Source organism: Streptomyces natalensis ATCC 27448 (genome assembly GCF_000935125.1).
In the GTDB taxonomy this organism is placed as follows: Bacteria; Actinomycetota; Actinomycetes; order Streptomycetales; family Streptomycetaceae; genus Streptomyces; species Streptomyces natalensis.
Window position 1 is genome coordinate 702,187 of record NZ_JRKI01000061.1, and the last position, 12,642, is coordinate 714,828.

A 12,642-nucleotide genomic window follows, 5' to 3' on the forward strand; every position below is an offset into this window, starting at 1 on the left:
GCGCGTAGTACGAGCCCCTATTAGTGGGGGAACGTCCCGTCCCAGGTGACAGACCCCCCGTAGTCATCGGGCGGCTCGGGGTCGGCGCGCTGCGCGGGCGGGGCCTGGGGTGCCGCCGAGAGGCGCCCCCGGACCACGTCCCGCACGGCGGCCAGCACCAGTTCCCCCAGTTCCTGCTCGTTGTTGGTGAGCGAGGCGCCGAGGGCGGCGGCCCGCTCCTCGCGTTCGGTGGTGCGGCGGATGGTGAAGAACACGGCCGGACCGGTGTAGCTCCCGTCCTCCTTGAGCTGTTCCAGCATCCGGAAGCCCTCGGCGTGCCGCGACCCCCGGCTGATATCGGAGATCAGCAGGTCGGGAGTGCTGCGGCGGAGCTCCTGGACGGCCTCGGGGGTCCCGGACACATGCGTCACTCTCACCCCAAGGCCCTCCAGGACCTCGCGCACCACGGCCTTGCGCTCCGGCTGGTCGTCGACCCAGAGCACGTGGGCCGGGACGGGCCGGTACGGGGCCGGTGGCTGCGGGGCGGGGGACGGGACGGGGTACGAACCCGGGACGGGGTACGAACCCTGCGGCTGGGGGGCGGACTGCTGCGGCATGGGCTGCGGCGCAGGCGCAGCGCCGTACCCGCCGGTCCCCAGGGGCGGTTCGTTCCCCTGCCAGGCCAGCGGCGGCCCGAACCCGGTGGCGTAGCCGTCCCTGCGTGCCCCCGGCAGCTCCCGCCAGACCGGGGCCCACTCCTGGGACATCCGGGTCGGCTCACCACCGGCGCCCAGCGGGCCCTCGCGCAGCCGCAGCAACAGCCGCTCGGCGTCCGGAAGGGCGGTCAGCTCGTCGACCAGCGAGGTGAAGGCAGGGTTGGCCACCAGGCCCGGGAAGTCGCTGGGCAGTTGGCGTTCCAGCGCGGTCAGCACCGCCTCGCCGGAACCGATGCGCGCGTCCGGCGGCAGCAGGTCGTACGGCGCGAGGAACTCCCGTACGGACACGAGCTGCGCCTCGGTCAGCCCGCCCCCGGCCGCCAGCAGCATCCGCCGCACCGCGCGGTACGTCCGGAACTCCGCCACCACATCGCCGTCCACGGTGCCGGACGGGCCGGTCATCATCCGGTAGAAGTCGGGGTAGAAGTACTGGAGCAGCAGCGTCCTGATCACCGCGCCGGGACCGAAGTCGCGCCAGACGGGGTTGAGGGTGGCCTCCAGGACGAAGCCGTTCACCAGGCGCTTGATACGGCGCGGGTTGCGGTCCGAGCGCTGCACCAGCAGGTCCACCAGGGCGTCGTCGAGCAGCGGCTCGATACCGGCGGTGCGGGCGCACCAGCGGATGTACTCCTTGACGCCATGGTTGTCGGCGGCCGGAATCCGGTAGCTGGTCTGGAAGATCTTTTCCATGAACGCCGAGCCGGCCGGCGACAGATCGCGCAGCAGCCCGTTCGGCCCCAGCGCCGAGCGGTCGCAGCCGATCATGAACGCCAGCCCGGGCACGTCCAGATAGACCTTCACCGCCTCACAGACCGCGAGCACGGTCTCCTCCGAGCAGCGGTCCAGGTCGTCGATGAAGACCACCAGGAGCCGGCCGGGCCGGAGTTCGGCGGTCTCGGACCACTCCTTGACGAGGTCGCCGATGGCGGCGCGCATCTCGTTGCGGGCCTGGGAGTTGACCGAGAGGCTCTTCCACAGCTCGTCGACCAGACCGGCCAGGCCGAGCGGTCCTGCCACCACCGTGGTCAGGGCGCGTACCGCCCGCAGCAGTGCCCGCTGCTCGGTGACCCGCCGCAGTCCGCGGCGCAGCACCCGCCGGTCGAAGCGCATCAGGACGGATTTGATCAGCCCTTCCAGGGCGTCGGCGCCGGTCGAGGTCCAGGCGTTGTACCAGACCGTCTGCACCTCGGGGGCGTGCGCCAGCTCCGCGTCGACCAGCCGCATCAGGCTGCTCTTGCCCATGCCCCAGCCGGCGTCGACGGCGAGGGTGAAGGGGGTGGAGACGCGGGAGGCGACCAGCAGTCCGGCCAGCTGGCGGGCGGCCCGGCCGGCACCGAGGAGGTCCGCGCCGGGCTCGGCGACCGGTTCGTCGTTGAGCAGCGCGAAGAGGCCGTGCGGTGCGGACCGCGCGGACGCGGGCGAGGTTAAGCCGGGCGTGGCGGGCGGGGGCAGCGGCGCCGAGGTGGGCATGCGCCCGGAGCGTACCGGCGAGGGGTGCCCGCCCGGGGGCCTTCCGCGAAATCAGCGGCCGGGGAGCGTCACCACGCGTGAGGAACCCCACACCGTCCGCTGATCGACGTGGGGAAAAACACCGGGCGGCCGCCGAAATGCGCCCGTAAAGTGGCGGACATGCAGGTGATCCAGTCAACCAAGCTCGCAGGCGTCTGCTACGAAATCCGTGGCCCGGTGCTGGAGGAGGCCATGCGGCTGGAGGCGGCGGGTCACCGCATCCTCAAGCTCAATACGGGCAATCCGGCGGCGTTCGGCTTCGAGTGCCCGCCCGAGATCCTCGAGGACATCCTCCGTTCGGTCGGCACGGCGCACGGCTACGGCGACGCCAAGGGGCTGCTCTCCGCCCGCCGCGCGGTGATGCAGCACTACCAGACCAAGGGCATCGAGCTGTCGGTCGACGACATCTATCTGGGCAACGGTGTCTCCGAGCTGATCCAGATGTCGATGCAGGCGCTGCTGGACGACGGCGACGAGGTCCTCGTACCGGCCCCGGACTACCCGCTGTGGACGGCCTCGGTCTCCCTCTCCGGCGGTACGGCCGTGCACTACCGCTGCGACGAGCAGGCCGACTGGATGCCCGACCTGGCCGATATCGAGCGCAAGGTCACCGACCGCACCAAGGCCATCGTCGTCATCAACCCCAACAACCCCACGGGCGCGGTGTACGACGACGAACTGCTGCGCGGAATCGCCGAGATCGCCCGCCGCCACAACCTGATCGTCTGCGCCGACGAGATCTACGACAAGATCCTCTACGAGGACGCCACCCACACCCCGTTCGCCTCGCTCGCCCCTGACCTGCTGACGCTGACCTTCAACGGGCTGTCCAAGTCGTACCGCGTCGCGGGCTACCGCAGCGGCTGGATGGCGGTCTGCGGCCCCAAGGCGCACGCCTCCTCGTACATCGAGGGCCTGACGATCCTGGCCAATATGCGGCTGTGCGCCAATATGCCGGCCCAGCACGCGGTCGCCACCGCGCTCGGCGGACGGCAGTCGATCAACGATCTGGTGCTGCCCGGCGGCCGGCTGCGCGAGCAGCGCGACACCGCCTACGAGCTGCTCACGCAGATCCCGGGCGTCAGCTGCGTCAAGCCGAGGGGCGCGCTCTACGCCTTCCCGCGGCTCGACCCCAAGGTCTACAAGATCAAGGACGACCGTCAGATGGTGCTGGACCTGCTACGTGCCGAGAAGATCATGATCGTGCACGGCACCGGCTTCAACTGGCCGGAGCCGGACCACTTCCGCCTGGTCACCCTGCCCAGCGCGGACGATCTGACGGACGCCGTCACCCGGATCGGCACCTTCCTCGACGGCTACGGCCAGCACTGACGGCCACGGACAGCCCGGCGGCCACGGACTGCGCCGACGGCTACGGACAGCACCGAGGACAACGCCTTCTGTACGGCACTCAACTTTAGACAGAGTCCAATGTAGGATGGTCTCCTGACGTTGCCAGGAGGCCATCCCATGTACGAACCGATCCGCACCAAGTCGGTCCACACCATGGCCGCCGCCCCGGAGCTTCCGCACCGCACCCGCGAGGAGGAGCTGGACAACCGGCTCGCCGGACAGCTCACCGCGCTGCTCACCGTCACCGATGAGCTCCGCGCACTGGCGGCCCCCGACGACCGCCACGGCCGCAGCGGCCCCGCGCTGGCCGACGCCGCCGACCGCATCGCCGCCCAGGTGGCGCGGCTGAGCGGGCACTACCCGCTGCGCGCCGAGCCCAGCGACGGCGGCGACCCGTCCCGGATACCGGCCCTGCGGCAGCGGGCGCACACCCTCGCCGCAAACGCCCTGGCGGTGGCCACCAGTCGGCACGACACCGCGGTGATGGCGCTGGCGGCCGAGCGGATGACGGCGCACGAAGCAGCCGCGGGCGTGGGGGATCTGGCCACGGCGTAATCGGTGCGGGGCCCCGCACCCCGATGCGCTGGATGCGGGGCCCCGGACGGTCCTTCGGGCGTAACGGCCGCTAGCCCAGCCGCTGCACCAGCGCCCGGTACTGGTCCCACAGTTCCTTCGGCGTGTGGTCACCGAAGGTGTTGAGGTGCTCGGGGATCAGCGCCGCCTCCTCGCGCCAGACGTCCTTGTCGACGGTGAGCAGGAAGTCCAGGTCCGCGTCGTCGAGACCGAGACCCTCGGTGTGCAGGGCGCCCTTGGCGGGCAGCACGCCGATGGGCGTCTCGACACCCTCGGCCTTGCCCTCCAACCGCTCCACGATCCACTTGAGCACCCGGCTGTTCTCGCCGAAGCCCGGCCAGACGAAGCGGCCCTTGGCGTCCTTGCGGAACCAGTTGACGTAGTAGATCTTCGGCAGCTTGGACCGGTCCCCCTTGGCTTCCGCGGCCGCACCGACCTTGATCCAGTGCCCCATGTAGTCGCCCATGTTGTAGCCGCAGAACGGCAGCATGGCGAAGGGGTCGCGGCGCAGTTCGCCGACCTTGCCCTCGGCCGCGGCGGTCTTCTCGGACGCCACGTTCGCGCCGAGGAAGACACCGTGGTTCCAGTCGAAGGACTCGGTCACCAGCGGTACGGCGCTGGCGCGGCGGCCGCCGAAGAGGATCGCCGAGATCGGCACGCCCCTGGGGTCCTCCCACTCGGGCGCGATGGTGGGGCACTGGGCGGCCGGGACGGTGAAGCGGGCGTTGGGGTGCGCGGCCGGGACGCCCGTCTCGGGGGTCCAGTCGTTGCCCTTCCAGTCCGTGAGGTGGGCCGGAGTCTCCTCCGTCATGCCCTCCCACCACACATCGCCGTCGTCGGTCAGCGCGACATTGGTGAAGACGGAGTTGCCCCACAGGGTCTTCATGGCGTTGGCGTTGGTGTGCTCACCGGTGCCGGGCGCAACCCCGAAGAAGCCCGCCTCGGGGTTGATCGCGTAGAGCCGGCCGTCCTCGCCGAAGCGCATCCAGGCGATGTCGTCGCCGATGGTCTCGACGGTCCAGCCCGGGACGGTCGGTTCCAGCATGGCCAGGTTGGTCTTGCCGCAGGCGGACGGGAACGCGGCAGCGACGTACTTGGACTCACCGCTGGGCGGCGTCAGCTTGAGGATCAGCATGTGCTCGGCGAGCCAGCCCTCGTCCCGCGCCATGACGGAGGCGATGCGCAGCGCGTAACACTTCTTGCCGAGCAGGGCGTTGCCGCCGTAGCCGGAGCCGTAGGACCAGATCTCGCGGTCCTCGGGGAAGTGCGAGATGTACTTCGTGGAGTTGCAGGGCCACGGGACGTCGGCCTCGCCCGGGGCCAGCGGGGCGCCGAGGGTGTGGACGGCCTTGACGAAGAAGCCGTCCTCGCCGAGCTCGTCCAGCACGGGCTGCCCCATGCGGGTCATGGTGCGCATCGAGACCGCGACATAGGCGGAGTCGGTGATCTCCACGCCGATGGCGGAGAGGTCGGAGCCCAGCGGGCCCATGCAGAACGGGACGACGTACATCGTCCGGCCCTTCATCGCGCCGCGGAAGATGCCGCCCTCCCCGTTCGCGCCGGTGAAGATCTTCCGCATCTCCGCCGGGGCCTTCCAGTGGTTGGTCGGCCCGGCGTCCTCCTCCCTCCGGGAGCAGATGAAGGTGCGGTCCTCGACCCGGGCCACGTCCGAGAGGTCGGAGGCGGCGTAGTACGAGTTGGGGCGCTTGATCGGGTCGAGCTTCTTGAACGTGCCCTTGTCGACGAGCTCTTCGCACAGCCGCTCGTACTCCGCCTCCGAGCCGTCACACCAGACGACCCGGTCGGGCTGGGTGAGCGCTGCGATCTCGTCGACCCAGGAGATCAGGTCCTGGTGACGGGTCGGGAGGGGGTCCCCTCCTCCGCTGGGCAGGTCGGAGTGCTGGGGGGAGGGAGCCGCGTTGTCGCGCGCCACGATCGCTCCTAGATGAGGGTGGGGTCGGATCCCGCCCCGTCTGCCGGGTTGCGCCGGTATGCCGGGAGAATCCGCCGTGTTGGGGTTCTCTGCTGTTGTCTGCCCCTTGGGGGCCGCGACCCGGATGCTTCGTGACCGCTCATCCGGTGCCGACCGCACTCATTTGATCATCCGACCCTCGCACAGATCTGTCCAGAGGGCATTTTCGTGACCGTCGCCACTTCTCGACAGAGGGGTAACCTACGGTCGCGTAGGTAGCATGACGGCCATGACTTCCGCGTCCGACGCAGCCGAGAGCCCCACTCCCCCCGCGCCCTCCGCGGCCGGCGCGGTCTCCGCCGTCACCTCCGTCGCCGCCCCGCTCAAGCCCCGACTCCGCGGCTGGCTGCACGCCGGAATGTTTCCCGCCGTGCTGCTCTCCGGCGTGCTGCTCACCGCGCTCGCCGACAGCCCCCGCGGCCGCCTGGCCTGCGCCATCTACACGCTGACCGCATGCCTGCTGTTCGGCATCAGCGCGCTGTACCACCGCGGCAACTGGAGCGCCCGCACCGACGGCATCCTGCGCCGCCTCGATCACGCCAACATCTTCCTGATCATCGCCGGCACCTATACGCCGCTCACCATGCTGCTCGTACCGGGCACCCGCGGACAGGTGCTCCTGTGGGCGGTCTGGGCGGCCGCGCTGGCCGGTATCGCCTTCCGCGTCTTCTGGGTCGGCGCCCCCCGCTGGCTCTACACCCCCTGCTATATCGCCATGGGCTGGGCCGCGGTCTTCTTCCTCCCGGACTTCCTGCGCACGGGCGGGATCGCGGTGCTGGTACTCGTCATCGTCGGCGGCCTCCTCTACAGCGCGGGCGGCGTGATCTACGGGATCAAGCGCCCCAATCCCTCACCGCGCTGGTTCGGCTTCCACGAGGTCTTCCACTCGTTCACGCTGGCGGCGTTCGTCGTGCACTACGTCGGGATTTCCCTGGTGGCGTATACGCACGCCTGAGCCGGGCAGCCAGAACGGCCGGCCGCGACCCCTGGGGTCGCGGCCTTTTCGATGCCGTCATCGGGCACGGAGATTGACAGTGCGCATCTTTTGAGAGTTACTTTCTTTTGCTGCCAACTCTCACATCTATGTGTCTCGCTTTCGCCTGCGCGACGCCGACTCTCGCGTTCCCTACGTCAAGGGGTGTGCCATGACCTCGCCGACCGGTCCCTCGACCTCCGCGCCGCCGCCCGACCCCCGCCGCTGGTGGGCGCTGGGCGCGCTCGTCGCCGCGCTGCTCGTCCTCGGTTTCGACACCACGATCCTGAACGTCGCGCTGCCGACCCTGGCCGCCCAACTGGGCGCCGGAACCGGCCAGCAGCAGTGGATCGCCGATGCCTACGCCGTCGTCTTCGCCGGTCTGATGCTCCCGGCCGGGCTCCTCGGCGACAGGTTCGGCCGCCGCCGGATGCTCCTCTGCGGCCTCGGCATCTTCCTCGCCGGCTCCCTGTTCGGCACCCTCGCCGACAGCGCCCCGCTCGTCATCGGCGCCCGCGCGGTGATGGGGACCGGCGCCGCGCTGATCATGCCGCTGGCGATGTCCGTCCTGCCCTCGCTCTTCGGGCCCGGCGAACGCTCCACCGCCGTCGGCGCGATCTCCGCCGCCTCGGCGCTGGGGCTGCCGCTCGGCCCCCTGGTCGGCGGCTGGCTGCTGGACCACTTCTGGTGGGGCTCGGTGTTTCTCGTCAACGTTCCGCTGGTGCTGATCGGCATCGCCGCCTGCGTCTTCCTGCTGCCGGAAACCTCCGATCCGGCCGCGCCACCGGTCGACACCCGCTCGGCGCTGCTCACCGTCACGGGCCTGGGCGCCCTGATCCTCGCCATCATCGAGGGTCCGGCGCGTGGCTGGCGCGATCCGCTGGTCCTGACCTCACTTACGGCGTCCGTCGTCCTGATCGCCGCTCTGGTGCTGCGCGGCCGCGGCCAGGAGCGGCCGATGCTCGATCTGCGGCTGCTGCGCTCGCGCGGGTTCTTGTGGAACACGGTCGCCGCGGCGCTCGGCACGCTCGTGCTGTCGGGCCTGATGTTCCTGCTGCCGCAGTACCTCCAGGCCGTCCTGGGGTACGACGCCTTCGGCACCGGGCTGCGGATGCTGCCGATGATGGGCGGGCTGCTGCTCGCCGCCAAGGGCAGCGGGGCGCTCGCCGCGCGGTTCGGGCCGCGCCCGGTCGTCACCGGCGGCCTGGCCGTCCTGGCCTGCGCCGCCTTCCTCGGCGCCACCACCGAGGTGCACGACGGCTACGGCGCCACCGCCCGGTGGCTGTCCCTCGCCGGCGTCGGCTTCGGGTTCGCCATGGTCCCGGCGATGGATGCGGCGCTGGGAGCGCTGCCCGCCGAGCGGGCGGGGAACGGGTCCGGGCTGCTGATGACGGTGCGGCAGATCGGCGGGGCACTCGGGGTGGCGGTGCTCGGCAGCGTGCTCGCGGGGGCGTACGGCGACCGGATCGACACCGCCGGGCTGCCCGCCCGCGCCGCCGACGCCGCCGGGGACTCGGTGGTCGCCGCCCACCTGGTGGCCGAACGGCTGGGCGTCCACCGGCTGGCCGCCTCCGCGGACCGCGCCTATCTGCACGGGATGGGGCTGGCCCTGGTGGTGTGCGGGGTCGCGGCCCTGGTGGCGGGGGTGCTGACGGCGGTGTTTCTGCCCAATCCCCGGGGTGGGAGCCACCCTGGCACCACGGGCCACCCCCGTACCGGCACGGCCATGGCCACCGGAACATCGCATGCCCGAGAATGAGGGCCATGGTCACCGCACGTAGCTCCGCTTCAGCCGCGACATCCCCGGGGACGCCCAGGCCCGGCCTTCGGGAACGCAAGAAGATGCAGACCCGGCAGGCGATCCGCCGGGCCGCCTACCGGCTGTTCCAGGAGCAGGGGTACGACGCGACGCCCATCGACCAGATCGCCGAGGCCGCGGAGGTCTCGCCCAGCACGGTGTTCCGCTACTTCCCCACCAAGGAAGACATCGTGCTGACCGACGAGTACGACGCCGTCCTGGAGGACGGCCTGCGGGCCCGCCCGGCGGACGAGCCCCTCGTCGAATCGCTGCGGCAGGTCACCGTGGAGGCTCTCGGGGCCATCGCGGAGGCCGAGCGCGCCGAACTCGTCCAGCGCATGCGGCTGGTGCGCGAGGTGCCCGCCATCCGGGGCCGTACGGCGGAGAACATCGCCCGGGACGCCGAGATGATCGCCGCCGTGCTCGCCGAACGCTGCGGCCGTCCGGCCGACGACCTGGAGGTACGGGTCATCAGCGCGGCCGTTCTGGCGGCTCTTCAGGAGGCCATGCTGCACTGGGTGGAGGCGGGGCCGCAGGCCGATCTGGCGGCGCTGGTGAACCGCACGATGGATGTCCTGGCTCGCGGCCTCACCCTCTGAACAACTCTCTGACCCTCTGGCCCTCTGGCCCTCTGGCCCTCTGGCCGACCCTAAATCCCTCTGGCCCTCTGAACGCCGGGTCCAGAGAGCCCGGAGAGCACGTCGTCCGGTTACTGCGGGGTGCCGTCGTGGGCCGGTTACGGCGGGGTGCCGTCCGCGTCCGGTTACGGCGGGGTGCCGTCCGGGGCCGCGTCTCCGGGCTCCGGGGCCGGTGCGGCGTCCAGCCAGAAGATCGGCCCGCTGTCCGCGCCGGCCCGCGCCGCGGCGGCCGGTGCGGTGTCCTCCGGCGCCGCCCCGGGCTCCCCCAGCCGGGCCGCGAGCCGCCCCCGCAGCTGCGACAGCCGCGCTATACGGGCGTCGAGGTCGGCGAGCCGGCGCCGGGCGACCGCCTCAGCGACCGCGCAGCGGGCCGCACCGGGGTGCTTGGGTATCACCTCCGGCATCCCGTCGGCCGGCAGCGTGGCCAGGAGGTGCGCGAACGCCCGGACGTCGCCGACCGTCAGGCCCGCGTCACGCAGCTCGCGGACGGCCTTCAGCCTGCGGATGTCCTCCGCGTCGTACTCCCGGTGCCCCGACGTCGTCCTGCGGGCCGTCAGCAGCCCCTGCTGCTCGTAGTAGCGCACCGTCCGCGGCGTCAGCCCGGCGGCGGCCGCGGCCTCACCTATCCGCATGGGCGTCCTCCCCGGCCAGCGCCCGCTCCAGCCCCACGGCCGCCCGCAGCAGGTCCTCGTCCGCGCCCCGTGCGCCGACGACCTGGAGACCCAGCGGCAGCCCGTCCGCGGCGCGGCCCGCCGGCAGGCTGAGCGAGGGCAGCCCGGCGTTGCTCCACGGCAGGCACATGACCGACGATCCGGTACTGCCGAGCCCCGCGGGCGCGGGGCCGGTGGCCGAGGGAGCCGTCCACAGGTCGATTCCGGCCGCGGCGGCGGCCCGCGCGAGCCGTTCGCAAAAGGCGGCCCGACGGTCGCGGGCCTCCTCGTACGCGGCGTCCCCGATCGTGTGACCCTGGCGGATGGCCGCCACGGTCTGTTCCCGGTACCGGTCCCCGAACCGGGGGAACCACTCGGCGTGGGCGCGGGCGACCTCGTAGCGGTTCATGGTGAAGAGCTGCTCGACGACCTCCTCGAAGTCGTCCATCACCGGCACCTCGCGGACGACGTAACCGGCCGTCCGTAACCGCTCCGTCTGCTCCCGGAAGGCGCGCAGGGCCTCGGCGTCGGCGCGCTCCAGATACGGCCCCACCGGTGTGCCGAGCACCGGGCGCCGGGCCGCGGCCTCCTCGCCCCCCGCGTCATCGCGCCATCCGTCGCAGAGCACCGAGGCGGCAAGCGTCACGCCCGCCACATCGGCCGCATAGCACCCGAGGGTGTCGAAACCGGCGGCGTTGGGGATCACCCCGCCGGCCGGGATCCGTCCGTAGGTCGGTTTGAAGCCGACGATCCCGCAGTACGCGGCGGGGCGGATCATCGAGCCGACGGTCTGCGTCCCGATGGCCAGCGGCACCATCCCGGCAGCCACCGCGGCGGCCGACCCGCTGCTCGAACCCCCGGGCGTATGCGCCGAGTTGTGCGGGTTACGGGTCGGACCGGGCGCCGTGACGGCGAACTCGGCCGTGACGGTCTTGCCTGCCATCAGGGCCCCGGCGGCGAGCAGCTGGTCCACGACGGTGGCCTGCGGGCCGGCCAGCGCCTCGGGCGGCAGCGCCGACCCCGCCCGCGTCGGCAGGCCGTCGACGTGCACGATGTCCTTCACACCGACCGTTATGCCGTACAGCGGCGGCCGGTCGGCGGGCCGTGGCGAGCCGCCGTCCGCCAGCTGCCGCGCCGCCGCCAACAGCCGCGTACGCCGTCGCGGTTCGGGCACGAAGGCCCGCAGCCGCCCGTCGACCGCGTCGATACGGTCGCAGGTGCGCGCCGCCGCGGCGACGGGGTCGTCCGCGCCGGACCGCAGCGCCGCGGCTTCCGCCACGAGGGGTCGGTACCTCAGCAAGGTCTCCACGCTTTGCAGGCTACAACCGCCCACTGACACTCCCGCGGCGGGCGCCCGCCGCCGCCCCGCTCACCCGCAACGGCTCACAACTCCACGATCACGGCGCCGAGATGGCGTCCTTCGGTCAGCTCGCGCAGCGCCCGCGGCGCCTGCTCGATGCCGTGCAGCCGGGAGTGCGGGAAGGTCAGGGAGCCGTCGCGCAGCCCCTCGGCGAACCGGCGGTTCCACTCGGGGATCAGGTCCAGGTTGTCGTAGAGGGCAACGCCGCGCAGCGTGATGCCGTGGGCGAGCAGCGAGAGCGTGTCGAAGGACGTCAGGGCCGGGCCGCCCTCGGAGAGCTGGCTGGCCAGCGCGCCCACGATCGCCACCCGGGCGCCCTTGTTGGCCAGCGCGAGAGCGGCCTGGAGCTGTTCGCCGCCCACGTTGTCGAAGACCGCGTCGATGCCCTCCGGGGCGGCCCGGCGCAGCTGTTCCTCGATCGGGCCCGCGCCACGGATCACCGCGGCGTCGTAGCCGAACTCCTCGACCAGCCGGTCGGCCTTCTGCTGCGAGCCGGTGCTGCCGATGACCCGGGCGGCGCCGAACTGCCGGGCGATCTGCCCGGCCAGGGAGCCCACCCCGCCCGCCGCCCCGGTGACGAACACCGTGTCCCCGGGGCGCACTTCGGCGCCCCGGGCGATGCCCATCAGGGCGGTGGGCCCCTGGGAGAGGTAGGCGGCCGGATCGGGCAGCAGGTCCGGGTCCAGGCGCTGGACCTGCGCCGCATCGAGCAGGGCGTACTCGCGCCAGCCCAGGCGGTGTTCCACCAGGTCACCGGGGCGCAGATCGCTGCCGGGGGCGGCCACCACCTCGCCGACCGCGGCCCCGTGCAGCGGCGCCCCGATCTCGTAGGACGGCATGGGCACGACGCTGGTCTCGTCCATCAGGGTGCGCATGACGGCGGCGACGCCCATATGGGTGGTGCGTACCAGCACCTGGCCGGGCCCCGGTTCGGGCAGCGGTACCTCCACGATCTCGAAGAGGTCGTCGGTGACCGGCCCCTTGGGGCGGGCGGCCAGGTGGACTTCACGGTAGGTGCGGTTCGTCATGGCCGGAGGCTAGAACGTGACGCGCACGTCAAGGTCAAACCGGGGTGCCGGGGCCGGGACTTGGGGAGGGGCCGGGGCCGGGCGCGCCCCGGG

The 12,642-nt window shown here is 72.1% G+C and carries 10 protein-coding genes; 5 read left to right on the forward strand and 5 right to left on the reverse strand.

The annotated features are described in order from the left end of the window. Window positions 1-20: 20 nt before the first annotated feature. Window positions 21-2,165: a P-loop NTPase fold protein gene (locus SNA_RS40775; RefSeq protein ID WP_078970373.1), complete on the reverse strand. Its 2,145-nt coding sequence runs from the start codon at window positions 2,163-2,165 to the stop codon at window positions 21-23. Between the two features lie 159 nt (window positions 2,166-2,324). Between SNA_RS40775 and SNA_RS33845 the strand changes: the two genes are divergently transcribed. Together SNA_RS33845 and SNA_RS33850 are read left to right on the forward strand one after the other, a co-directional pair. After that, window positions 2,325-3,536 (forward strand): pyridoxal phosphate-dependent aminotransferase, encoded by a 1,212-nt coding sequence (locus tag SNA_RS33845; RefSeq protein WP_030068733.1) that lies wholly within the window; start codon window positions 2,325-2,327, stop codon window positions 3,534-3,536. A 138-nt stretch (window positions 3,537-3,674) separates the two neighbouring features. Next, window positions 3,675-4,112 (forward strand): SCO4983 family protein, encoded by a 438-nt coding sequence (locus SNA_RS33850; RefSeq protein ID WP_044368134.1) that lies wholly within the window; start codon window positions 3,675-3,677, stop codon window positions 4,110-4,112. A gap of 70 nt (window positions 4,113-4,182) precedes the next feature. On the opposite strand, the gene SNA_RS33855 is transcribed toward SNA_RS33850, so the two are convergent. Next, window positions 4,183-6,063, reverse strand: a complete 1,881-nt coding sequence (locus SNA_RS33855) for a phosphoenolpyruvate carboxykinase (GTP) (protein ID WP_420823534.1) — start codon at window positions 6,061-6,063, stop codon at window positions 4,183-4,185. Window positions 6,064-6,331: 268 nt separating this feature from the next. Between SNA_RS33855 and trhA the strand changes: the two genes are divergently transcribed. The 3 genes from trhA (at window position 6,332) to SNA_RS33870 (ending at window position 9,472) form a co-directional block, all read left to right on the forward strand. Continuing rightward, a complete protein-coding gene (gene trhA / locus SNA_RS33860; RefSeq protein WP_030068730.1) occupies window positions 6,332-7,057 on the forward strand; it encodes a PAQR family membrane homeostasis protein TrhA in 726 nt (241 codons plus the stop codon). Between the two features lie 190 nt (window positions 7,058-7,247). Next, complete coding sequence (locus SNA_RS33865) at window positions 7,248-8,834, forward strand: DHA2 family efflux MFS transporter permease subunit (protein WP_044368136.1); 1,587 nt, start codon at window positions 7,248-7,250, stop codon at window positions 8,832-8,834. Between the two features lie 5 nt (window positions 8,835-8,839). Continuing rightward, a complete protein-coding gene (locus SNA_RS33870) occupies window positions 8,840-9,472 on the forward strand; it encodes a TetR/AcrR family transcriptional regulator (protein WP_030068727.1) in 633 nt (210 codons plus the stop codon). 164 nt (window positions 9,473-9,636) lie between these two features. Here SNA_RS33870 and SNA_RS33875 read toward each other — a convergent pair whose 3' ends face one another. From SNA_RS33875 to SNA_RS33885, 3 genes are all read right to left on the reverse strand, one after another. Next, the gene (locus SNA_RS33875) at window positions 9,637-10,143 is read right to left on the reverse strand and encodes a MerR family transcriptional regulator (RefSeq protein WP_044368137.1); all 507 of its coding nucleotides are present in this window, start codon (window positions 10,141-10,143) and stop codon (window positions 9,637-9,639) included. Further along, window positions 10,130-11,470 carry an amidase gene (locus tag SNA_RS33880; protein ID WP_044368139.1) on the reverse strand — a complete coding sequence of 447 codons (1,341 nt, stop codon included), beginning with the start codon at window positions 11,468-11,470 and terminating at the stop codon, window positions 10,130-10,132. The genes SNA_RS33875 and SNA_RS33880 overlap by 14 nt, the downstream gene beginning before the upstream one ends. 74 nt (window positions 11,471-11,544) lie before the next feature. Then, window positions 11,545-12,549: an MDR family NADP-dependent oxidoreductase gene (locus SNA_RS33885; RefSeq protein ID WP_030068724.1), complete on the reverse strand. Its 1,005-nt coding sequence runs from the start codon at window positions 12,547-12,549 to the stop codon at window positions 11,545-11,547. Window positions 12,550-12,642: the final 93 nt, after the last annotated feature.